We start from the raw sequence: 23,642 nt of genomic DNA, 5'->3' as shown, positions 1-23,642 counted from the left end.
CTTCATGGCTGGTTACACTTGGTTCTGCTGCACATTCGGAGCCCAAAGCCGTTCGCTCGACAGGTATCGGCGAAAAGGCAATGGAGGACAATAGTTTATAGCCCAAGTAGAAAACCCACAAGAAACTCCACGAAGGTGTCCAGATTTCGCTGTTTTCTTCGTTTCTGTTCCCTCCCAAAATCAGGGGTTCGTCACGGAAAACTCAAACCGAAAAAACAGGAAAGTCGGTTGTCAGTGCGGTTCGGCAGGACGGTTACTCTGAAAGTTGCAATTGACTCGAACCAATTTTCTCAGAAAATTCAAAAGTTCGTAGCTTTTACCCGAAATAGTCCAAAAATTTGACTAGGAGATATACATTGAAAACTGTTGTACAAATCTTGTCGATCATCTCAGCGCTGGCCATCGGAGCAATACAAGCAATTGCTCAAGAATGGAACACCCAGCCCGAGGACGAACGCCTGAACCGAGCCGATCTTCAAGCTGAGTTGAAAGGCAACACTCTAGTTTATGAAGGGGGGCAGAAGTCAATATTCAATAGCGATGGAACGTATGAGTTTGTCGTCGAAGGACAGACATATCAATATTATTACGAGTTCACCGAAGAGGGGGAAGTTTGTATCACTTCTGCTGAATTCGGAACGCGCTGCGACCTTTTAGTTTTAAATGGAGCAGATTATATTTCAATTAATGACAAAGGCGAAAGATACAAGGCGTCACTCGTCCAGGGAGAATGAGGATTTTGCGCAATCTTATCCACGCCCTGCTTTCGGCTTACTTTTTGGCCCCCTCTGTGGCTACCGCCTCTGAATGGCCGGTCGCTTGTATTCAGAAACACCTGAATGACCTCGGCTTTAGTGCTGGGGCTGAAGATGGGATTCTGGGTCGTGGAACCCGGCAGGCACTAGTCAGTTTTAGGAAGACCGCTGCATTTGAAGGTGAATTTGAACTAAGCGGTAAGCATGATGCCCTTAGAGTTTGTTTTGATTTCAAGTCAATCGGGGTGAACAGGGTTACTATCCCGATTAATGGAGAAAACGAGTTCAAACTAGACGCGTTGTTGTTTCGTTCTGATTGGTCCACTAAATCCTCTTCCTCCGTTATCCTGCTCCATGGATGGGGGGGCAGCGCTAGTGACGTGATGTTCTCTGGAAGGCTGTTGGCGGCATCGGGCTATAATGCGTTGGCCGTTTCAATGAGGGGCTGGGGGCGCTCATCGGGCACTGATGACTGCGGAGAACTTCAAGCACGTGATTTAAGCTCTGTTATAGACTGGGTGAAGAAAGAGCTACATCTCGAAGAAAAAGATTTGTTTCTGATGGGTTACTCACAAGGAGGACAGGTGTCTCTACTCTCGGCAGTAAATCACGAAGACCTCGCTGGGGTGGTTGCCTTCTCATCACCGACAGATATGAAAAGCTGGGCAAGTCAAACGACGTTTTCAGGCGTTTCGGAATATGTGGGAACAGTTTGCTCCGTAAACTTTCAGTCTCGTTCACCTTTGAAATTTGCCCACAAAATACGAGCACCAGTACTATTGTTTCACGGAACCAGGGATTCTCGCGTTCCTACAATTCAGTCCATATCAATGAAGTCGGCGATGGAATCAGCGGGTGGTAATGTCGAGTTAAAGCTACTTCCTGGTGCGCGCCACCATTTCAATGCCGATCAATGGGCGGTTGCCTGGGAAAAGTTGTTAGTATTCCTTGAGGCCAATAGTGCTGTAGAAAATTTACCAACTATTGAATCCTATCCTGCTGTTCGGACGAACGCCGACGCGCACCGCTATTGGGTTTCTCCTAACTCACCATTGCTTGGGTTCGTTTCAACGCAAAACAAAAAGTCTAGAAACTCGAAGTTATTCTACATGTTGCCGGCATGTCTGCACTGTGGGGAGAGGTTTCTTAACCGTATCCACAGTCTCGATAAAGCTGACAATGTTACATTCGTTTTTGGCGGCAGGTCAGATGATGAAATTGATACGTTGGTAACTTTGTTTTGCAGCGACCCGAAGGATCTTCCTTTTGTTCTGGTAGGTTACTACAATACTCTTATTTCTACTCAAAAACTGTTGAAGACATTTAATCTTGAGGAGCGTTCCAAAATTGCGAAACTTGTCGCAGAGCAGATTGTAATGTCCTTCGGCACAAACAAACAAGAACTTGAAATTTGCAGTGCAAATAAAGATTTTGAGTTTGCTTCGGTAGCGTCAGTTTTCCTTCATGAAGCAAGTTTGCAGAGCACTGATGGGCACACTAGCACACCCAATTACTTCCAGCTTATTGAACCTTTTTTTTCTGGAGGTGCAGGTAACGGTATACAGCCTGAAATGGCGCGCATCCGATATTTTTCTCGCCCTGAATACAGCCGTGATGAATATCTGGCAGAAAAAGAAGCTGTTCTAGAAAAGAACCGCGACTATCTAAGATTGCAAAACCGAGTCGTTCTAGGTGCTGCTGTTGATGAAGGCCTATCAAAGATTATGGGCCCTATGGGCTCCGCCTACACACTGTTCAAAGTCGCCGGGTTTGCTGTCCAAGGTGAAAATGAGATGGCGCAGGAAGCGGCCAAATCATTCGCAGCAGGCGTAGTTGCAGCTCGTTTTGGGGAAATACCTGAGGTTATCGTTGGTGGAACATTCGATGTTTTGGGAGCAAAAAGCTTCGGAGAAGAGTACGCAGCTAAAAAAATTGCAGAGCAAATGGTTTATCAGGCCGCAATCGAATTAGAAGACGCCAAAAAAAATGCGCCCTCGGTAGTTGTTGTTCCAGCCCAATAGTTTGGAGCAAACACGCACACACTACCACTCGCATTAATAGGTGCAAAGTTTAGGATTTGATCTGACTGACATCGTAGCTTCACAACAGAAGCAGAGACAGAGATTCGACTAAATAGACCTTGGCTTTCTGTATTGCTTTGATGATGGATATGCAGATGGGATAGTTTTTGATTTTGATCACTAGCTCATTTTGTCAAACCACCAAAAAAGTGTGCGACAAACCCTAACCCGGTCAATTCACCAACATGTCCAAATCGATTTTTTAGACAAATTCGGTTGCGGACGCTCATTAACCGAAACTAGAGTCGATAGTCATTGCCAGTTGCATTGGATGTCCAAAATGAGTGGACTCTAAGACGACACAACGACCGAACTAAAAATATGCTATTTTGTGTCAAAAAAGAGTTGTTTTCAAATCAGATTAACACTTTTCGATTATACTCTAGAGGTAAACTGAACAAGGGGTATTCAGTGGGTAGAAAAATCGGTTATCGCCGTGTGAGTTCCGAGGAGCAGAACCTTGATCGTCAAGATCTCAGCTTTTGTGATCGTGTTTTTGAAGAGAAGCTTTCTGGAGGCTCCACGAAGCGTCCTGAGCTAAAGAAGATGTTGGATTTTTTGTGGATGGGCGATGAAGTCCACGTCTGGTCAATTGATAGGTTGGCCCGTTCGATGTCCGACCTCCTTGATATTTTGCAAGCGATCAGCGAAGCGGGCGCAAGTTTGCACTTCATCAGCGAAAATCTGAAATTTTCGGGAAGTCCAGATCAGGATGATGCTGTCGCAACATTGCAGTTGCATATGCTTGGTGCCTTCGCGCAGTTTGAGAGATCAATCATCCGGAAGCGGCAGATGGAAGGCATCGCCAAAGCCAAGGCTGCAAAAAAGTACAAAGGACGAAAACCCTCGGTGAATCGCGAAGATGTAAAGCGTCGGCTGGAGTTGAAGTTGCCGGTTTCTCAAGTTGCGAGGGAAATGCAGATCTCTCGATCTACTGTCTATGCTATCGCCAAAGAATTGGGGTTCCAAGCCAGGCCAGGTATGTTGGCCCCTGAACAAATAAAGCGAGAGTAAGTAGGTAAATTTCAAGTTTAAAGTGTTTGTATTTCTAGAAGTTTCGACAACCTAAAGCCTATGGCTGAGCGGCCGAAACGAAAGAATGAAAATGGGATACATAACAATTCCGCGACAGGTCCAATCAAATAGGATGCCAGTGTAAAGACATCGCGAGAGATGCCCGCCCAGCATTCATCTATTGGCTTATCTAGGTAGAGACGGCTCGCCCTATACTTTCTGCCTCTGATTGGTTTAGGTTCTTAAAAAAAACGAAGCAGAATCCAAGAGTCTCCGGTGTCTCAATCTATAAATAACCTTGCCTCTTTCATATGGTCGCATGCAGACCTTCTCTGCGGTCACTTTCGCCAGAGCCTGTATGGTAGAATATTCGACGTCAGCGCCTACCGGACAGATATGGGGGATTGGGTGCTGGAGGACATTGCTTCCCGGCAATGATGCTGATGTTCCTTCCACAGGAGCAGACTACCCGCAACAGCGAAGTATTTAGCAGTCTTAAGGTAAAACAGATGGTTGCGACTTTCCAGTTATGTCCAATTTGTCCATTGTGGCCAAAGTTCGAGGGCGATTAAGGCACATGAAACTCGTGTCTGCGAGGGAGGCGAAGAACTCGGTTGGAAAGCTCATTGTTGATGCGCCCGTCGCGCCTGTTGCTATTGAGAGGCACTGGCGACCGCTCGAAGTGATATTTGGCATGGACAGGTTGGAAAAAATGAAATCAAGCGGGCAGGGCCGGGTGCAAGATCGCCATAATGACAGGGTGCTTAGACCAACTTCACCGCAGCAACATGAAAAATAAGGCTAAGACCGTGCAGGTCACATATCCAATCATCGACGTATTCGCGGGTCCGGGTGGGCTCGGGGAAGGGTTCGCGTCCCTTACCGCTGATGGCGAAACAAGACGATTCACAGACGCGCTTTCAATTGAGCGGGATGAGTATGCCCACAGCACGCTTCTTCTGCGTCACTTCTTCAGGCAATTTCCCAATGGTGAAGCACCTGAAGATTATTACGCCTACCTGCGCGAAGAAATCGACAGGGGCGAGCTGTTTCGGCGCCATCCGGAGGCCTTCAAATCTGCTATGAGCAGTGCTGTGAAGCTCTCACTTGGGCCCGAAAATCACACGAATGTCAGTAATTTGATCAAGGGCGCTCTTGCCAAGAGAAAGGACTGGGTCCTTGTTGGAGGGCCGCCGTGCCAAGCCTATTCCCTCGTAGGTCGCTCGCGGATGCAGTCTGATCCCCGCTTCGAAGATGACGAACGTCACTTCCTCTATAGAGAATACCTGCAAATCATTGTTGACCACCGCCCGCCAGTCTTTGTCATGGAGAACGTCAAAGGCCTTCTCTCAGCCCGCGTGCGTGGAGAGCTGATGATCAACAAAATACTGGATGACCTAGCTCAGCCGGTGTCTGCGCTTAGCCGCAACAAAAATGGCCTACGATACAATCTGTATTCGCTCTCTGACTCTGATGAGCCGAAAGAAGAGGCTGACCCACGAAGCTTTCTTGTGCGCGCGGAGGAGTATGGTGTTCCTCAGGCACGGCATCGAATGTTCATTGTTGGTATCCGCGGTGATATCGACGTCCGTCCTGAGGCGCTATCGCCACACGTGGCTCCCACCGTACGTGAGACCATATCTGATCTTCCTGAGGTTCGCAGCGGTATATCAAGACAGAAAGACAGCTATGAGGCGTGGAGCAAGGCTGTTGCTCAGCTTTCAAAAATTAGGCTAAAGCGTCAGCTGAACGGCTCACCTTTTGCTGAAGACATCATTGAGCGAATTAAAGAGCTGGCTGCTAACGGGTATACGACCGGAGGCCGCTCATCATCGAGATACAGGGCGCCAAAACAGACCGACCACGCGTCGATTTCTATGTTAGGCGACACACGCCTCGGCGTTCTAACCGGGCACGAAGCACGCTCTCACATGAGCACAGATTTACAGCGCTACGCGTTCGCCACAGTGTTCGCGGAGTTTAATGGGAGAAGTCCAAAGCTATCGGATTTTCCGGAAAAGCTGTTGCCGGATCATCGGAACGTCGAGCTCGGCAGAGAAGGTAAAATGTTCTCTGATCGTTTCCGCGTTCAAATGCCGGACAGTGTCGCGACGACTATCACCTCGCACATTTCAAAAGATGGTCACTACTTCATCCACTACGATCCGAAGCAGTGCCGAAGTCTGACTGTTCGAGAAGCCGCGCGACTTCAAACCTTCCCAGACAACTATAAATTCGAGGGTCCGCGAACCGCGCAATACCACCAAGTTGGCAACGCTGTGCCGGCATACCTCGCTAAGCAGATTGCCGCGATAATCGCTGATGTGCTCGACAGAGCCGGAGAGATTGCATGATGGCGGATCGCATCTCGGCAGAGCACAGAAGTTGGAATATGTCTCGAATTCGAGGAAAGAACACGAAACCGGAACTAGTGCTGCGATCACTCATGCATCGCGCCGGTTTTCGCTATCGACTACATGATAAAATGCTTCCCGGAAAACCTGATATTGTTCTGCCGAAGTACAAAACAGCTATCTTTGTGAACGGCTGCTACTGGCATCGCCATTGGGGTTGCTCGAAGGCGACAACACCAAAGACAAACACTGTTTTCTGGACAAGGAAGTTTGAAGAGACCGTCGAGCGTGACGCACGAAAGAAATCCGAACTAATAGAGAGTGGCTGGCGTGTAGTTACCGTCTGGGAATGTGAGCTGGAGAACGATCCGGTCAGTGTTGTCGAAGGTTTGCGCAGTCAGTTGAAAGGGGGGGCTGATGGCTAGAGAGCATCGTCTGCCTCCAAGTGCTTCATCCTTATCCGCATCGATGCGAGACCTGGGCTATTCGCTTGAAACGGCGATTGCTGATCTCGTTGACAACAGCATTTCCGCAGAAGCAACCTCGGTCGATATCTTCTGTGATATGACGCAACAGAACCCAACGCTATGCATCATCGACAATGGCCGCGGTATGGACGAAGCAGGCATAATAGATGCTTTGCGTCACGGCTCAAAGAATCCTTCGGAAACCCGCTCACCAAAGGATCTTGGTCGTTTTGGTTTGGGACTCAAGACAGCCTCATTCTCCCAGTGTGAAAGACTCACTGTAGTCAGTAACGATGGTGGCGGGCTGCACGCAGCGGAATGGAACCTCGACACCGTTCACAGGAAAGATGACTGGCTTATCGCGATCCTTGAACCTGAAGAGATCGCAGAACTTCCATTTCAGGAGTTGATCACCGGCAAGGGAACGGCAGTCGTTTGGCGCAACCTTGATCGACTGTTTGAAGATGAGACCGGAGCCAAACGCGACGAGATTGTCAACGAGAAGCTCGATGTTGTCGAGAAACACCTGTCGCTGGTGTTTCACCGATTTCTGAGTGGCGAGGTGCGTGGCCGGAAGAAGCTCTCTCTTTCCCTCAACGGTCACCCTATCGAGGCTTTTGATCCGTTCTGCCGAAAGAACTCAGCGACACAGATGCTGCCGGAGGAGGTTGTCCGCATTGGCGGTGTGGCTGTTCATATGCAGCCTTACATCCTCCCTCACCACAGCAAACTGAGCGCAAAAGAGTACGACTTTTATCAGAACCGCAGCGACTTCATCTCGAACCAAGGCGCTTATGTGTACCGGGGCGGACGGCTCATGGCCTGGGGCGACTGGTTCAGACTAATTCCCAAAGGAGAAGCCACAAAGCTGGCCCGTGTGCAGATAGACTTTCCCAATAGTCTTGATGAGATGTGGACCATCGACATTAAGAAGTCACGAGCGCGCCCTCCAGCGCCGGTCAGAGCCCGGCTGCGCCAGATCATCGATAAGGTCTCGACACGTAGCACAACAGTGCATCGCGGTAGAGGGAAGAAGCTCTTTGATGAGATCAAGGCGCCAGTCTGGGAGCGATACGCTGATCAGGGAAACATCCGATATGCACTGAACAAGGAACATCCGTTGATTGACGCGATTCGCTCCGAACTGAGTGATGAGAATAGTCGCCGCCTTTCAACGCTCATAGAAGCGATCTCATCATCGCTTCCGGTAGAAATGATCTACTCGGATTTCTCGACCCATCCGCGCGACATCGATCAGAACAAAACCACACAGGATGAGATCAATGAGCGCCTAAGTGCCTTAAAAGAATGCCTTTTTGGAGATGGCGAATTTGATGTCGAGAGCTTCAGAGAAGTCATGCGTTCAACAAGGTTCTTCGAAGGATTTGAAGATGTTGCAGAAGAATACATTGCGAAAGAGCTGAAGAAATGAATTTCAATAAGGTCGAAAGTCAGAAGAATTTCACGAGTGCGCTTATTTCAGCGCTATCGCTGCTGCCGGAGACGCCAACGCGCGAGGAAGTTGGAGAACGTGCAAAACAGCTTGCTGCTGCATTTAGCTATGATGGCCCGCTGGAAACCGTCATCGAAGATGCCCTCATCGCCGTGGACTCGCGTATGGGCGCTGGCGTTTCCCTCGTCGATGTCGAAGCTGACCACGACGATGAGTGGGTGTATAAGCGCGATGATATCACTTGGACATATTCTGATGCCTATGAGGAGTATCTGAAAAAGGAACAGATGCATCCAACTGTTGTTCGCTCCCTTAGTGATGTCGGAACCAAAATTCTAGGTCATTTGCAGGACCCGATTAGCGAAGGAAAATGGGATCGTCGAGGTCTTGTTATTGGGCACGTACAATCAGGTAAGACCGCAAACTACATGGGCGTAATCGCCAAGGCTGCCGACGCCGGTTACAAGTTCATTATCGTTATCGCCGGTATTCACAACAACCTGAGAAAGCAGACCCAGGAACGCATTGACGAAGGGTTCGTTGGACGCTCCAGCGATCCGGAAGACCGCAAGAGAGTTGGCGTCGGCCTGACCCCTGACTATCCGCATCCTGCCACGCTCACAAACATCAATGATGACTTCAGTAAAAAGACAGCCAACCAAAGCGGATGGAAAATCAACGATCTGAACAAGCCGACCGTCCTTGTCATCAAGAAGAATGTTAGCACACTGAAAGCTCTTCATGTCTGGCTCAAGGAGATGAACGCGCAGGCGGATGGCGTGATTGGCGATGTTCCAATGCTCATGATCGACGATGAGGCCGACAACGCCTCGATCAATACCAATAAGCCCGAACTCGATCCCACTAAAACGAATGCGATGCTTCGGAAGATCCTCGGCCTCTTCGCGAAGTCCTGTTACGTTGGCTACACCGCTACACCATTTGCAAACATCTTCATCAATCCGGATTCCTACGATGAGGAAGCTTATGAGGAGCTGTTCCCGCGAGACTTCATTGTCAGTCTTGATGCCCCCAACACTTACTTCGGGCCGGATAAGGTCTTCCTTGACGATATCAGCAGCGCAAGGACTGTGAGGCCGATCTGGGATTGTGAAGAGTACCTTCCCTTCTCTCATAAAAAGGATGATCTGGTCCCTGAGCTTCCACCCAGCCTCTATGAAGCGATTGATCAGTTCATTGTTGCAAAAGCTATCCGCAATCTGAGGGGACAGGTTAACAAACATTGCTCAATGATGATCAACGTATCACGATTTGTAGCAACGCAGAATACTGTGCGGAATTTCGTGAGCCTTTATCAGAAAAAAGTCAGAGAGGCGGTGAAAGCAAATTATGCGATGCCGGATTCGGTATCGCAAAAGAATGAAGTCATGATTTCATTGAAGGCTTGCCTTGATAAAGAGTTCTCTGACTGCGGTTTCACATGGTCTGACATCAAAGTCGCCCTGAACGATGTCTTCGACAACCTTCGTATCTTCGTCGTGAACAGTAAGTCCGATGAAGCACTCGACTACAAAAAGTACGAACGTGATGGGAACAGCCTTACCGCCATCGCTATTGGCGGACTGAGCCTCTCGCGTGGCCTGACCATCGAAGGCCTCACCGTGAGCTATATGTACCGCAACACGCGTATGTATGACACGCTCATGCAGATGGGGCGTTGGTTTGGTTACAGACCAGGTTTTGAAGACGTGTGCCGGGTCCATTTGTCCCCGGACTCAATCAACTGGTATGGCCACATCGCTGAAGCTTCGGAAGAGCTACGACAGCAGATCAAGAGAATGCGACGCGACAGAATGAGTCCGAAGCAGTTCGGCCTTTATGTGAAGGCTCATCCTGACAGGCTACTTATTACTGCCGCCAACAAGATGAGGGCAGGTGAGAAAATCACTGTAAACCAAAACTTTAGCGGGAAGATTGTTGAGAGTAGCCTTTTGCCTACAGATAGTAAGGTCAATAAGGAGAACGAGGCTCTGATTGCTGAATACTGGAAGAAGAAATTCGGCTGTGACGCATTGGAGGAGACCGGGAAGGGCTGGCTTGCAAGAAATGCGAAGATTTCGGAGATAGAAGAGTTCCTTACTAAGTTTCGGAGCCACCCCGACTTTGCAGACCGGAAGGCCGCTGCACTGAGTTACCTGCGCGCTCTTTCAGACAAATACGATGCCGGAGATGTCCTGCTGATTTCAGTTTCATCCAACGGCGAGGACGCGGACAACCACACACTCGGAACTCAAGAACGTAATAGCGCACGTCGCGATGGTGATGCTTGGCGAACAAGCAAGGATCGTGTCGCTAGCCGTGGAGACGAGAAGCTTGGACTCTCAACCGCACAGCGCGATGAAGCTGCTGCACTAGCTAAAGAACTAGACAAGGACAAAAGGCCGTCCGACTTCCATTTTCGCTCTGTGCGCAAGAAGCCTTTGTTGATGCTTCACGTTCTTGGGCCGGTTGGGAATGATACCAATGCCCGTGTGCCAGCGTTCGGCCTTAGTTTCCCTGATGGTCACTACCAAACTGAAGTTGAAGTCGTTGCAAACCAGGTGTGGATCGAACGTATGCAGGGTGGATCGTTCGATACGCCCGACGAAGAGGAAGATTATGACGAGTAACAAGGCACCATGGGATGAAATGAAGACCCCGGACAAAGACTACACTGTCCGCTATGTGACGGCCCCGGGCGACGTCACCCTGTGCTGGGGCAAAGACGTGCAGGGACAGTGTCTGTTCATAGTTCAGCTTGCGGGTGATCACACGGAACAGTTCCGAAAGAACGCCACCACCGTGAACGGTATAGAAGTGGATCTACGCCAGTTGCCGGAACCCGGCAAACAGGGCCTGATCCTTACCCTCGAAAAACACGTGGATCGCGATCTCTTCCACGGCCTTTGTCAGACGCTGATTGGGAATCTCGATGGGATTTCTGATCCTGCCGCAGCGTTGGGTGTCGCCCTGAACCACATCAAGCGTTGGAAGGCTTTCCTTGCAGGCAAGCGAACGCGGGTTCTATCGGCGGAAGAGGTAAGAGGTCTTTTTACTGAGCTGAGTTTCCTCCGACTTCTCAAGGAAAAACACCTGACCGATGCTCAAGCGGTTGAAGCCTGGTGCGGTCCTGATCGCACACATCAGGACTTCATCTTTGGCGATACAGCGGTCGAGGTGAAGTCGATCAGTGGTCGGGATCGGAGCATAGTGCGCGTCTCTTCTGAAGATCAGCTGGAGACCGTCTCAGAGCACCTCTTTCTCAAAGTCTACCGCCTCACGGAGGCACCTGACGGAACTCCCGCCCAGTCACTCAACGAGCTGGTGTCGGTCATCGGACATGAACTGAGCGACGCCGAAGCAATCGAAGACTACTGGCGAAAACTGGCGACCTACGGATACGTGGAGATGAGGGAATATGATAACCCGAAGTTCCTCGTGAACGACTCGAACGCCTACCGCGTAGCTGATGGCTTTCCTCGGCTGGTGAGATCGGAACTGCCGGACGGCGTTGTTGATACGAAGTACAGTCTCCAGCTGGAGAAAATTGCGACGTTCGAGTGTAACCAGAACGAGATTTGGGGGAGCTGATGGAACAGACAGCCCCAGAATTTTTTCATGATTTTCGTCAGGAGCTTATGGCGGGAGCTGAGGCTCACGGAGCATTTCAGCTCTCCGAATTCATGGAGGCATTCTCAACCGAGTTAATCGAAACCGGATTCATCGAGGGTTTCGAACTCTGCCACTACAGAGCGCAGCGCGGAATGCGCGTTGACGGATACTGGTTCAATGATGAAGGCGCACTTGATCTTTTCGTTGCAGACTTTGACTGTCGCGATGAGCTCCAGTCGCTGACGCAGACAGATGTGAGTGCTTTATTTAAAAGGGTGGAGAACTTCTTCGAAGCAAGCCTCTCAAAGCGTTTCTTTAACGACCTTGATGAAACCACCCCTGAGTACGGACTGTCCCGGCAGATATCGGATCGCAAGGCCCTGATTCGTAAGGTCAACTTTTTCCTCGTATCCGAGCGCGCGCTGAGCGACCGCATGCGGAGCATTGAAGGTCGGCTGGTCTGCGATATCGAGGCAACATATCACATCTGGGACGTCTCGCGCCTGCAACGCCAGCGCAGCTCCCGCGGTCACAAAGAAGCGCTGGATATCGATTTCAAGGAAGAATTTGGAAGTGGGTTGAACAGCCTGCCAGCACACCTCGGCTCCGGCGCCTATCCGTCATACCTTATAGTTATGCCCGGAGATGTGCTTGCAGCACTGTACGGCAAGCACGGGGCACGCCTTCTCGAACAAAACGTGCGCTCTTTCCTCCAGGCACGCGGCAAAGTGAACAAAGGTATCCGCACGACGATACTAAACGAACCAGGGATGTTCTTTGCCTATAACAATGGCATCACGGCCACAGCTCAGGAGGTAGAGGTAGAGCAAGGCGACGAAGGACTGGAAATCGTTCGCATCAAGGACCTTCAGATCGTCAATGGAGGACAGACCACGGCCTCGCTCTTTCATACCAAGAGACGTGACAAGGCAGCATTGGATGGTGTGTTCGTTCAGATGAAGCTCTCGGTCATCAGTCCGGAAGACAGTGAGATCGTTGTTCCGAGAATTTCGGAGTACGCCAATACTCAGAACCGCGTGAACGCAGCCGACTTTTTTTCCAACCACCCCTTCCATGTTCGGATGGAAGAATTCTCACGGCGCATCTGGGCACCGGCTCATAGTGGCGCCATGCGTGAAACCAAGTGGTTCTATGAGAGAGCCAGGGGGCAGTACGCTGACGCACAGTCCAAGTTGTCGCCGGGCGAGCAAAAGCGCTTCAAGGCTGAGTATCCGAAACCGCAAATGTTCACCAAGACTGACATCGCAAAGTTTGAAAATGTCTGGGACGATCATCCCAAGTGGGTCAACCTCGGCGCCCAGAAGAACTTCGCGCGCTATGCCGCTCGTATAGGCAGAACCTGGACGAAAAACCAAGACAGCTTCAACGAACTCTACTTTCGACGCGCAATAGCCCGAGCGATCATTTTCAGGTGGACCGAGAAGATGGTCTCGGGCGAACCGTGGTACAATGGCGGTTACCGGGCCAACATCGTTGCCTATGCCATCGCGACGATCAACGAGCTATGCAAGCGGGCTGACAAGGTTGTCGACTTTCAGATGTGCTGGAACACTCAGGCGGTTTACGAGGAACTTGCAGAGGCTTTGCGCAAGGCCGCGAAGTTCGTGAACGATGACATATCGCAACCGCCTCAGGGGATTTCGAACATATCTGAATGGTGCAAGAAGGATTCCTGCTGGGATCGGATTCAAGGAAAAATTGACCAGCTGGAAAAAGACATCAGCTCAAGTTTCTTCAAAACCCTTGTCGGCATTGATGAACAAAAAGCCGAGCAGAAGCAGGCAAAGAAAACGCAACAGATCGATGACGGCATCGACGCCCAACGGAAAGTGCTCGAAGTTCCAGCCCAGAAGTGGAGCAAAATAAAACAAGTGGGAATCGAGAAGCGATTTCTCTCCGAAAAAGAGGTGGGCATCATAAAAGTTGCCGAGCAGATTCCTCAAAAAATTCCATCCGAGAAACAGAGTGAAGTACTTGTTGGAGTTCTCGAAAAAGCTCAAGCGGAAGGGTTACTATGAGTCTGTGGAATGGCTAAGTGCCCTGAGCCCCTTAATCGCCTCCAACTCTCTGTAGATTCCGTCCAGCTTAAGGACGGATAAACGAAGACGACTGTCTCCTGCGAACAGGACATTGGCAGGATCGTGGAGCACAAGGCGGGCGTGAACGCGCAGGCGCTTTGAAGTACTTGCCACGATTGTGGGTCGTTCTTTGTCAGGTGTGAGGATGGCGCGTAAACTGGACGCCTGATCAGGCGGCATTGCCAGCCCGATATGAAAGTCTCGAACACCTATTGTGATCGACTGCGATCCGAGAAGTGATCGCAAAACCAGTACTTATGAAGGTAATTCGGGAAGCTTTGAGCACCGACATGTCAGTTTTTGCTCTCATGAGTTAGTCTGCGGCCTATCTCCGAAATTTTCTGAAGACTTGTGTGTACCTCTAAAGGTTGATTTGCGCTGACTCAGTCATTTATCGCCTCCAAGATGAAGTCACTTTCCCTAGTGGCAAGCAGTCGCCGCAGCGCCAAATCTGAAACATACATCACACCTCCGTGATTCGCCTTAAGGTAATAAAATTTTTGACTCGCGTCAGGTCACCTGTGGGAATGTCAACTAGGAAGCAAGAAAATGTGCCGCAGCTAGCGTGAAACGCAGGAAAATTTTTGGTTTGAGGTAATACGAGGCACCAGCGGTACATCCGGGAACATCAACTCAGGGTTGGGTTAGGCTTCTGATTTAAAAGGAAAAAAATTCTTGACCCTTGTTCTAAATACCGGATGAAGGGGCCCAGACAGATCCGAGCCAGAACTTGAACCGAGGTCTGCTAACCTGGCGTAAATGAAACGAAAGAGATCGAAGAATGAAAGATAGCTACTTGGTACAACCTTGTCGCAGAGAACTTTGGGCAGCATTCGATCATTTGATGAACACCGCTAAACAGCAGTCCAGCTCATCATTTGTTGCCAGAGACTTGCTCGTATACTCGCATTGCAGGGATAGCTTCGACATCGGTGGAACTTTCAAGTTCGACGGCCCAAATCGAGTAGCAGCGATTGCCGTCCTATTGCACACCATCAACGGCGGAGATGATCAGGAGTTCGGCAACTATTTGAAACATAATGATTTAACAGAGCTACCGTGGTTAAAGGATCGCGTTTGGGTCACTTGGTAGGACCTCGTTGTTTCGGAGTTCAGCCAGCAAGGCACGCCGACTGACGCGATTCTGGAACATGTCCCGAGCAGAAGCAGAACCTGAGCCGGTGGCTGCCTACAGCGACAAACAAAAATAAGAAAATGGAGCGCATATTGAATACACAGTTCCTATTGATGGCCAGATATGAGGGCGCAGCGATGATACCGGCGGATACGGTTCGCAAGGACTTTTTCCCCAACCTGACCCACCGGATTTTTCTCCGCAAGATCGCGGATGGTGACATCAAACTACCGTTGGTTCAGATGGAGGCGAGTCAGAAGAGTGCCAAGGGGGTCGATATTCGAGACCTTGCTTCCTACTATGACGAACGGCGAGACCAAGCCCGCCGCGAGTTGGAAAAGCTTCATGATTGATGTCATCAATTTACGAAGGCTTGCAGGTAAAAACGTTTTGCACACGGTACATTCTTTGCCGGCGATAGATCGCTGCTACGTTACGGCTTCAATCCATTTCCAGTTTTCGTACTTGTCGCCGGTCTGGCGTACATGCGTGTAACGCTCAAGGCTCTTCCATGCCTTGTGTCCGGTCACAGCGGCGAGTTGAGGCACTGTCAGCCCCATTTCAGCTAAACGGCTAGTACCTTCGTGGCGCAGGTCATGAAAGTGTAGGTCATCTATGCCGAGGAACTTGCATGCCTCCGTAAACCGGCGACTGACCGTGTCCGAGTTGAATGGAAAAATCCGGTTCTGTTCTCGTGGCATGGCATCGATAATGGCGCGGCATGGGGCAGGTAGCTCCACCCATGTATCCAATCCGCGTTTCTCGCCCGGATTCTTCATCTTACGAACGAGGACTCTCTTGTGCTCAGGTTCGTAGTCGTTCCATGTGATCCGGCAAATCTCGGCCTGGCGGCGAGTGCTGAAAATCGCGAACGCGGTTACGATGTGCATGGGCATCGTGCGGGAATCTGCCTCCGTTGCCCGCTGAAAGTGAGTCATGAGCTTGTCCAGTTCTTCTGGCGAGGGGCGGCGTGTCCGTTCTTCAGGTTTACTGACAAATCCCATGGTCAAGCACACCTTTTGGGCGTCCTGCATAGCCAGCGAATTCAAAGGATAGCCCCAAAGGGGGCGAGCAGTCGAAAAGACGCCTGAAAGGTGTGAAAGGTAGTTTAGCGCTGTCGCCGGGGAATTCAGGCCGGGGCGCTTGTGCAGTTCTTTGACGAAGGCGACGATATGGTGGGACTGGATTTTGTCACAAGACATATTTGAGATATCGTATTCTTCCCTAATCGTTCTTAGTACTTGCGCCTTAGTCTTACCGATTTCTCGCATTGACTCCGCAATGTATTTGTCGATGGCGTCTCCAAGAGTAACTATCTTGTCTTTTCTCTTCTTAACTTCTCTCCCTGCCGCAATATCTGCATCGATTTCGGCCTCGCGTTTTTTTGCCCAAGCCGCCACTAGCTTCTGCTTTGCATCGGTCTTGGTTTCCTGATACCTCTCACCGTCAATCTTGCGAGTGATGATTGCTGTGTAGCTGGTTTTGCCGCTTTTCAGTGGGCGTGCTCGGATCGTTGCCAAGTCGTATGACTCCGTTGGTCTTAGTATGACTCTGAGTCATACAAGCTGCCAAAATAAGTGTAAATGGGCCAGAATAGACTGAAATGTTGTTAAGTCAGTATGATAAATAATCCAACAAAAACAAATATTTCATCATCGGCCCGTTTATCTGTCGCGCCGATGATGGATTGGACCGATCGGCACTGCCGCTACGTGCACCGGCTCCTGAGCGGACAGGCGTTGCTCTACACCGAAATGGTGACGGCTCCGGCTTTGGTGCGGGGTGGGGCGATGCATCTGTTGGACTATAGCCCGCAAGAGCACCCGGTCGCGCTGCAGCTTGGCGGCTCTGACCCGGAAGAACTGGCGCAGGCGGCGCGGTTCGGGGCAGATGCGGGCTATGATGAGATCAACCTGAACTGCGGTTGCCCCTCGGATCGGGTTCAATCCGGCACGTTCGGGGCGGTGCTGATGAAAGAACCTAGCCGAGTTGCCGAATGTGTTGCGGCCATGCGTGAGGCGGTTGATGTCGAAGTGACGGTAAAGTGCCGCATCGGCGTTGATGAACAAGACCCAGAGGGGGTACTGCCTGCGTTTCTGGAGCAGATCCGCACTGCGGGGTGTGAGCGGGTGACGATCCATGCGCGCAAGGCCTGGCTGCAGGGTCTCAGCCCGAAAGAGAACCGGGATATTCCGCCTCTGGACTATGATCTGGTGCACCGAATGAAGGCTGCGTTTCCGGAAATGCATATCTCGATCAACGGTGGCATTACGTCGTTGGATCAGGCGCGCGCGCATCTCGACGCTGGGTTGGACGGCGTCATGATCGGCCGTGCGGCTTATCACCAGCCGACCGATATTCTGGCCGGGGCCGATCCGCTGATCTACGCAACAGGGCAGGCGACAGACCCGATTGAAGTTGTTCACAAAATGGTGCCCTATGTCGAACGTCACCTTGTCGAAGGCGGGCGGTTGCACCAGATCACCCGCCATATGCTGGGTCTGTTCGCCGGGCGTCCCGGTGCGCGGGCTTGGCGAAGGGCCCTGTCCGAAGGCGCAGTGCATGAGGGCGCGGGCCCCGAGGTGATGCTGCAGGCGCTGGAGCGCGTGGCGCCTCTGGCCGAGGCCTAAACGAACGAAGATCGGTAGGGGGGAAGATGCCCGAGACGATGTTGCTGGCCCAGATGCTGGGCCTTTTGCTTGTGATCGGGGCGCTGGCCGGTGTGCTGGCCGGATTGCTGGGCGTTGGTGGGGGCATCGTATTGGTGCCCGCGTTTTTTTATGCGTTTCAGACGCTCGGATATGGCGGCCCGCAACTGATGCAGTTGTGTTTGGCAACCTCTTTGGCAACAATCATCGTGACCTCGATGCGATCGGTGCTGGCGCATAACAAAAAGGGCGCCGTGGATTGGGGTATCCTGCGTGGCTGGGGGCCGGGGATCGCCGTGGGCGCAATTGTGGGCGTGCTGGCGGCCTCAGCGCTGAGAACCGAGGCGTTGCAGGCGTTGTTCGGTCTGCTTGGGATGGTCATCGGCGCATATCTTGGGCTGGGCAAGTCGGAATGGCGGCTGGGCGATGCCATGCCTAAGGGCATCCGTCGCGCGGTGCTGTCTCCGTCCGTGGGGTTTCTCTCGGTGCTGATGGGGATCGGAGGCGGCAGTTTCGGTGTGCCGCTGATGAGTCTGTTCAACACGCCCATTCACCGCGCCGTAGCTACGGCAGCCGGGTTTGGTGTGATCATTGCTGTTCCATCCGTTCTGGGCTTTCTGTTTCTGAATATCGCGCCGGAACATCGCCCGCCGCTGACCATCGGAGCGGTAAATCTGGTCGCCTTTGCCATCGTCGTCGCCACGACAATGATCACCGCGCCTTGGGGCGTGAAGCTGGCGCACGCCATGGATCCTAAACCGCTCAAGCGCGTCTTTGCTGTTTTCCTGACACTGGTCGCTTTAAACATGCTGCGTAAAGCACTGGGGCTGTGAGAAATTTTCACAACAAGGGCTGGGTCAGGTTCCCCTATGATCCGAAGCTGGCTGATTGGGTGGGGCACGCCTTGCCCGCGGCACGGACGTCGGTCACAGACCCGGCCTATGCAGAATGGCTGGACTGCGAAGGCACGTGGTTCATCGGAGTGGACGCTTTGGACAATGACCCGCAAGGGCGGGTCGGGCAGTCAGGCGCGCTGTCCGGGCAGGCCATGGATTTCGTCACCCAACAATACGGAGAGCTACCGCTGCACAAGGGGCAGGTCTCGGTCATCTACCCTGGCTATCCGCAGCCGCGACGGGGCGAAGGCGACAGTTCTGCGCGGTATCGGTTGAAACGGGACGCGGCGCATGTGGACGGGTTGCGGCCGATGGGGCCGGATAGGCGGCGTCGGGTGGATGAACCTCATGCCTGGATATTGGGTATTCCGTTGACCGAGGCCAGCGCGGATGCCGCCCCGATGGTGCTATGGGAAGGTAGCCACAAAATCCTGCGCGCCGCGTTCGAACGCGCGCTCGAGGGTCATCCCCGTGATGCCCTGCATCAGGTCGACGTAACGGATATTTATCAGGCCGCCCGCCGCGAGGTGTTCGACACTTGCCCGCGCATCGAACTGCCCGCCAAACCGGGCGAGGCTTATTTACTGCATCGCCACTGCCTGCATGGAGTCGCGCCTTGGGGCGCCAATGCCTCTGCCGGGCCGGATGGACGGATGATCGCCTATTTCCGCCCCGAATGCGCTAGGGGAGTAGCCGAATGGATCGAAACCGCCTAACGTACTGTCCTTATTAAGGTTTGGAGGTTTGTCCGATGATTACGGTCCACAGGAATTCCGACGGCGCGCTGCTCGAAGTCGAATTGTCAGGCGAGGTGACCAGCAAGGACTACAGCGAAGTTTTGGTCCCGGCGATCGAGGCCGCACTGGCCGAACATGACACCGTGCGCCTGCTTGCGGTCGTTCAGCCAGAATTCAAGGGCTACGATATGGGTGCGGCATGGGCGGACACCAAGCTGGGCCTCAGCCATTGGCGCGGCTTTGACCGGATTGCCGTGGCCGCGGATCAGGGCTGGGTGCAGACCGGTATCCGTCTGGCCTCTCCGATTCTGCCATGTCCGGTGCAGGTTTTCGAACTCTCCGAACTGGAGGCCGCGCGGCGCTGGATGCGTGAATCTCTGGGCGCCATCCATGTGATCGATCTGGGCAGTCCCTGCGTTCAGGTCAGCCTGCTGGGCAAACTGGACCCCGAGGAATATGCGCGGGCCGAGGTGGAGCTGGACAATCTTCTGGTAGGCAAAAGCGGGTTTCGACTGTTGGTCGATCTGCGCGAATTTGATGGTTGGCAGGGGCTTACGGCGCTGGCATCGCATTTCCAACTGGTACGCAAACACGCCGGGTTGCTGAACCGTGCGGCCATCGTGGGGGACAAAACCTGGCAGCATATCGCGCAAAAAGCGGCTAGTCATATACTGGGAACCCGCACCCAGTTCTTTCCTTCAGAGGATTTCGAAAATGCCAAGGCGTGGCTTGCAGCTGGTTAAAAACTGTAAGCCTTCAAAGTTGACGCAACGTAATGAAATGTAAAATTCTGGTTTTTCTTGACTGCTGGGTCAAGAAATTTACACAGGTTTTATTCTTCTGTCGTACCACTGCGGGAGAATACATATTCTGAAGCGCGCCGCTATGGACTGCCACTCACTCACCACACGAGTCCGAACTTGACCCCCTCGAAGTTCACACCAGCCTGCAGCGGCGCAGGTTCAGTCCAAAGTGATTATCGAGAAACAGGTTATGTGTTGTTCACACGCGCGGAACGACCACCGCGGCGCTTGGCCAGACGCGGCTTGCGCGAGGGCAATTCGTCCATGATCCCGGCGCGTTCGGTGCTGTCCATTTTTGACCAGCGTGTGATCTCGTCAATCGTGCGATAGCAGCCGGTGCAGATGCGTTCCGTCGGATGCACGACACAGATCTGGACGCACGGGCTTTCAACCTCGTTCCTTTTCCAAACCATGTTTGTCATCGGCTTACTCCGTCCGTTACAGAAAGCGCAGCCTGTCCAGCGCTCCTTGCAGAATATAGCCTGCAGCGACGTGATCGATAACCTCTCCGCGACGTTTTCGTGTCGTATCCGCCTCTAAAAGCGCCTTTTCGGCCGCAACGGTGCTGAGTCGCTCGTCCCAGAAGCCAATCGAAACCTCGGTCAGACGGGACAGGTTGCGGGCAAAGGCGCGGGTCGATTGACAGCGGGGCCCTTCGGTTCCGTCCATGTTTTTCGGTAGGCCTAGGATAATGCCGCCAATCTCGCGGTCGGCGATGATCTCAAGCAGGCGGGCGGAATCCAGCGTGAATTTCTTGCGCCGAACGGTTTCCAGTGGGCTGGCCACGCCGCGCATTCGGTCCGAGACGGCCACACCAATGGTCTTTTCCCCCAAATCCAGCCCCATCAGCGCGGTCATCGGCGGCAACGCGGCTGCAAACTCTTCAAACGCGTCGTGGATCATTGGGCGATCCCGGCCTGCAATGCAGCGGCGTCGATCAGTTCAATAGCCTCGGCATTGCCTGCAAAGACTTCCATCGCCTCGTTTTTGATACCGATGGCGCGTTGACCCTCGCCCAGAACGCCAAGGGCTGCGATCAGGCGCGCCCACTCCTCGGGAGAGCCACCTTCGCTGGCAAGACGTTCAGACAGTTGGTTTACCATGCCTTTGATCATCTCTTGCCGCTCTTCCGGGGTCAGCGCGGCAGCGGCGTCTACGTCATCCTGACTGGGGCCGGTAGCAGCGGGGGCGGGAATGTCCGGAGCGTTGAAGACGCCCGCACGGAAGGCCAGCTCGTCCAGCTGCGCGAGAATGGCATCAGCCCACGGTGCCCCCGCCGGGGCATCGCGCAGGGCATCGATCCAGATGCGGTATCCGACGTCGGGGCGCCCGATCTGAACCATCATCTGACCCAGATAGTATTGTGCCGGACCGTGGCGCGGGTCGCGCTGCAAGGCTTGTTTCAGGGCGTCTTCCGCCTCGGGCGAGACATAGCCGCCTGCAGACAGGATCAGCATCTCGGCCAGATGCGAATAGGCGTCGGCCGGGGCTGCATCGCCAGACAATTCGATTACGCGTTGTTGCGCCTTGTATGCAGCCGGGAAATTGCCCGCATTGGCCTCGTGCTGCGCCAGCAGTATATGACCCTGTAGATCATCGGGACGCGCTGCAACAGTGTCGCGCAACTGCGCCAAAAGATTGGCATAACTCTCATCCAGCTGCGGCAGCTCGGCGAGTTGCGCGGCGGCTTCGGCCTCGGCCTGGCTGGGACGTTCAGCGCGCAGGACCTCTGCCTGCTCCTTGCGCTTCGACAGAGGTTGATCCGGAAGCCCGGCGGCCCCCATCTGGCGGTACATTTCGGCACCGCCTCCAACTACGACAGCAGCTATAACGGCAAAGGCGGCAAGGGTGGCCCACGTCGGCGCCCCGGCCTGCTTCGTCCCTGCCTGCATCTGAGCGTCGGCGGCCAGAATGCGACGTGAGATTTCCGTGCGTACCCGGTCGGCGTCAGCTTCGCCGATTACACCCCGCGCCAAATCCTTATCGACGCCGGCCAACTGCTCGCGGTAGACGCGAAGGTCATAGGCGGCGGCAGGTTCGCGTGTTTGACGCCCGCGCAGCAAAGAAAGACCCAGGATCAGCGCCGTCAGCGCCGCGGTTAGGATTGTGACGACCAGGAACGACATGGCTACTCCGATATGGCTGCCCTGACTTAGACCTCTCGGCGGGGTGAAAAAAGGGGCAAATGGCCGCGCGTGGACGTCATGTCGCAATAATCGGGCGGATGTCGCAATAGTTCGATATTGTGGCGTTGTGTGGCAGGGCTAAACCGTCCGCACACGGCATACCTGCGCCAATCACCGAACCGGATGGATTCGCTCATGAAACACTACTCAGCCTTTGCTGTGGCGCGGGAGGCCCTGCGCTATCACACCGGGTGGGAGCGCGCGTGGCGCTCGCCCGAACCCAAGAAACGCTATGACGTCATCATCATTGGCGCTGGCGGACATGGTCTGGCGACCGCCTATTACCTTGGCAAGAACTACGGCATCCAGAACGTCGCCGTCATCGAAAAAGGCTGGCTGGGCGGTGGTAACACCGGCCGGAACACGACCATCATCCGGTCGAACTACCTACAAGACCCTTCGGCGGCGCTGTACGAAAAGGCGCGCGGCCTCTACGAGGATCTGAGCCAGGACCTGAACTACAACGTCATGTTCAGCCCGCGCGGCGTCATGATGCTGGCCCAGACTCAGCACGAAATCCGTGGTTATCAGCGCACGGCGCACGCCAACGCCCTGCAAGGCGTCAAGACCGAGTGGATTGGCCCCGAGCGCGTGAAGCAGCTGGTGCCGATCATCAACATCGACGGCCCGCGCTATCCGGTTCTGGGGGCGCTGTGGCAGGAACGCGGTGGCACCGCCCGTCACGACGCCGTGGCCTGGGGTTATGCGCGCGCGTGTTCCGCGATGGGCATGGACATCATCCAGCAGTGCGAAGTCACCGGCGTGCGCTCGGACAACGGTCGCGTTGTCGGCGTTGATACCACCAAAGGTGCTATCGACTGTGACAAGCTGGGCATCGTGGTCGCGGGCCATTCCGGTCAGCTGGCCGAGATGGCAGGTTTCCGTCTGCCGCTTGAGGCCATCGCGCTGCAGGCGCTGGTTTCCGAGCCGATCAAACCCTGCATGGACGTGGTCGTGATGGCCAACACTGTGCACGGCTACATGTCGCAGTCCGACAAGGGCGAGATGGTGATCGGCGGCGGTACAGACGCATACAACAACTTCACCCAGCGCGGCTCGTTCCACCATATCGAGGAAACGGTGCGTGCACTGGTCGAGACCTTCCCGATGATCTCGCGCCTGAAAATGCTGCGCCAGTGGGGCGGTATCGTGGATATGACCGGCGACCGCTCGCCCATCCTGTCGACGACGCCTCTGGGCAACTGCTTCATCAACTGCGGTTGGGGCACCGGTGGCTTCAAGGCAATCCCGGGGTCTGGCTGGGGTATGGCACAGTTGATGGCTACTGGTCATTCACCGCTGACCGAAGCCTTCACGCTGGACCGCTTTAAAGAGGGCCGCTTCATCGACGAAAGCGTCGCCGCCGGGGTGGCACACTAAGGGCTTTGCCCGAGGTGACCAG

Annotated in this window: 20 protein-coding genes; 16 read left to right on the top strand and 4 right to left on the bottom strand. The window is 53.4% G+C overall.

The features are described 5' to 3' along the window. Positions 1 to 356: 356 nt before the first annotated feature. The 11 genes from GOW98_RS01520 (at position 357) to GOW98_RS01470 (ending at position 15,323) form a co-directional block, all read left to right on the top strand. Positions 357 to 734, top strand: a complete 378-nt coding sequence (locus GOW98_RS01520; RefSeq protein WP_170329293.1) for a hypothetical protein — start codon at positions 357 to 359, stop codon at positions 732 to 734. Continuing rightward, a complete protein-coding gene (locus GOW98_RS01515) occupies positions 731 to 2,776 on the top strand; it encodes an alpha/beta fold hydrolase (protein ID WP_170329292.1) in 2,046 nt (681 codons plus the stop codon). Before GOW98_RS01520 ends, GOW98_RS01515 begins: the two co-directional genes overlap by 4 nt. 471 nt (positions 2,777 to 3,247) lie before the next feature. Then, on the top strand, positions 3,248 to 3,850 hold the full coding sequence (locus tag GOW98_RS01510; RefSeq protein ID WP_367646783.1) for a recombinase family protein: 603 nt from the start codon (positions 3,248 to 3,250) through the stop codon (positions 3,848 to 3,850). A 788-nt stretch (positions 3,851 to 4,638) separates the two neighbouring features. Beyond that, positions 4,639 to 6,204, top strand: coding sequence for a DNA cytosine methyltransferase (locus GOW98_RS01505; protein WP_170329291.1), 1,566 nt, complete (start codon positions 4,639 to 4,641; stop codon positions 6,202 to 6,204). Further along, a complete protein-coding gene (locus tag GOW98_RS01500) occupies positions 6,204 to 6,629 on the top strand; it encodes a very short patch repair endonuclease (protein WP_170329290.1) in 426 nt (141 codons plus the stop codon). The genes GOW98_RS01505 and GOW98_RS01500 overlap by 1 nt, the downstream gene beginning before the upstream one ends. After that, positions 6,622 to 8,103 carry an ATP-binding protein gene (locus GOW98_RS01495; RefSeq protein WP_170329289.1) on the top strand — a complete coding sequence of 494 codons (1,482 nt, stop codon included), beginning with the start codon at positions 6,622 to 6,624 and terminating at the stop codon, positions 8,101 to 8,103. The genes GOW98_RS01500 and GOW98_RS01495 overlap by 8 nt, the downstream gene beginning before the upstream one ends. Continuing rightward, complete coding sequence (locus tag GOW98_RS01490; RefSeq protein WP_170329288.1) at positions 8,100 to 10,754, top strand: Z1 domain-containing protein; 2,655 nt, start codon at positions 8,100 to 8,102, stop codon at positions 10,752 to 10,754. The genes GOW98_RS01495 and GOW98_RS01490 overlap by 4 nt, the downstream gene beginning before the upstream one ends. Beyond that, positions 10,744 to 11,715, top strand: a complete 972-nt coding sequence (locus tag GOW98_RS01485) for a PD-(D/E)XK motif protein (protein WP_170329287.1) — start codon at positions 10,744 to 10,746, stop codon at positions 11,713 to 11,715. The genes GOW98_RS01490 and GOW98_RS01485 overlap by 11 nt, the downstream gene beginning before the upstream one ends. Then, entirely contained in the window at positions 11,715 to 13,775 is a 2,061-nt protein-coding gene (locus GOW98_RS01480; RefSeq protein WP_170329286.1) for an AIPR family protein, read from the top strand. The genes GOW98_RS01485 and GOW98_RS01480 overlap by 1 nt, the downstream gene beginning before the upstream one ends. Positions 13,776 to 14,616: 841 nt before the next feature. Further along, positions 14,617 to 14,928 (top strand): hypothetical protein, encoded by a 312-nt coding sequence (locus GOW98_RS01475; RefSeq protein WP_170329285.1) that lies wholly within the window; start codon positions 14,617 to 14,619, stop codon positions 14,926 to 14,928. 122 nt (positions 14,929 to 15,050) lie between these two features. After that, a complete protein-coding gene (locus tag GOW98_RS01470) occupies positions 15,051 to 15,323 on the top strand; it encodes a pyocin activator PrtN family protein (protein WP_217359246.1) in 273 nt (90 codons plus the stop codon). 75 nt (positions 15,324 to 15,398) lie between these two features. Here GOW98_RS01470 and GOW98_RS25660 read toward each other — a convergent pair whose 3' ends face one another. Then, positions 15,399 to 16,490 carry a tyrosine-type recombinase/integrase gene (locus GOW98_RS25660; RefSeq protein ID WP_170329283.1) on the bottom strand — a complete coding sequence of 364 codons (1,092 nt, stop codon included), beginning with the start codon at positions 16,488 to 16,490 and terminating at the stop codon, positions 15,399 to 15,401. A 99-nt stretch (positions 16,491 to 16,589) separates the two neighbouring features. On the opposite strand from GOW98_RS25660, the gene dusA reads away from it, so the two are divergent. From dusA to GOW98_RS01445, 4 genes are read left to right on the top strand one after another with little or no spacing between them, the layout of a single operon-like run. Then, positions 16,590 to 17,600, top strand: coding sequence for a tRNA dihydrouridine(20/20a) synthase DusA (dusA, locus tag GOW98_RS01460; RefSeq protein ID WP_170329282.1), 1,011 nt, complete (start codon positions 16,590 to 16,592; stop codon positions 17,598 to 17,600). Between the two features lie 26 nt (positions 17,601 to 17,626). Then, complete coding sequence (locus GOW98_RS01455) at positions 17,627 to 18,451, top strand: sulfite exporter TauE/SafE family protein (RefSeq protein ID WP_170329281.1); 825 nt, start codon at positions 17,627 to 17,629, stop codon at positions 18,449 to 18,451. Continuing rightward, complete coding sequence (locus GOW98_RS01450; RefSeq protein WP_170329280.1) at positions 18,448 to 19,230, top strand: hypothetical protein; 783 nt, start codon at positions 18,448 to 18,450, stop codon at positions 19,228 to 19,230. Before GOW98_RS01455 ends, GOW98_RS01450 begins: the two co-directional genes overlap by 4 nt. Before the next feature lie 35 nt (positions 19,231 to 19,265). Further along, positions 19,266 to 19,994, top strand: coding sequence for an STAS/SEC14 domain-containing protein (locus tag GOW98_RS01445; RefSeq protein ID WP_170329279.1), 729 nt, complete (start codon positions 19,266 to 19,268; stop codon positions 19,992 to 19,994). Positions 19,995 to 20,242: 248 nt separating this feature from the next. Here GOW98_RS01445 and GOW98_RS01440 read toward each other — a convergent pair whose 3' ends face one another. The 3 genes from GOW98_RS01440 to ccmI are packed head-to-tail and all read right to left on the bottom strand — an operon-like array spanning position 20,243 to position 22,180. Then, positions 20,243 to 20,476 carry a DUF1289 domain-containing protein gene (locus GOW98_RS01440; RefSeq protein ID WP_170329278.1) on the bottom strand — a complete coding sequence of 78 codons (234 nt, stop codon included), beginning with the start codon at positions 20,474 to 20,476 and terminating at the stop codon, positions 20,243 to 20,245. Between the two features lie 16 nt (positions 20,477 to 20,492). After that, a complete protein-coding gene (ruvX, locus tag GOW98_RS01435; RefSeq protein WP_170329277.1) occupies positions 20,493 to 20,957 on the bottom strand; it encodes a Holliday junction resolvase RuvX in 465 nt (154 codons plus the stop codon). Further along, the gene (gene ccmI / locus GOW98_RS01430; protein ID WP_170329276.1) at positions 20,954 to 22,180 is read right to left on the bottom strand and encodes a c-type cytochrome biogenesis protein CcmI; all 1,227 of its coding nucleotides are present in this window, start codon (positions 22,178 to 22,180) and stop codon (positions 20,954 to 20,956) included. Before ccmI ends, ruvX begins: the two co-directional genes overlap by 4 nt. 195 nt (positions 22,181 to 22,375) lie before the next feature. On the opposite strand from ccmI, the gene GOW98_RS01425 reads away from it, so the two are divergent. After that, positions 22,376 to 23,620 (top strand): sarcosine oxidase subunit beta family protein, encoded by a 1,245-nt coding sequence (locus GOW98_RS01425; RefSeq protein WP_170329275.1) that lies wholly within the window; start codon positions 22,376 to 22,378, stop codon positions 23,618 to 23,620. Positions 23,621 to 23,642 lie beyond the last annotated feature (22 nt).

Origin of the sequence: Ruegeria arenilitoris (assembly GCF_013032445.1) — a bacterium.
Taxonomy (GTDB): domain Bacteria; phylum Pseudomonadota; class Alphaproteobacteria; order Rhodobacterales; family Rhodobacteraceae; genus Ruegeria; species Ruegeria arenilitoris_F.
Note: the sequence above shows the minus strand (reverse complement) of the source record. Positions and strands in the feature narration are given on the sequence as shown.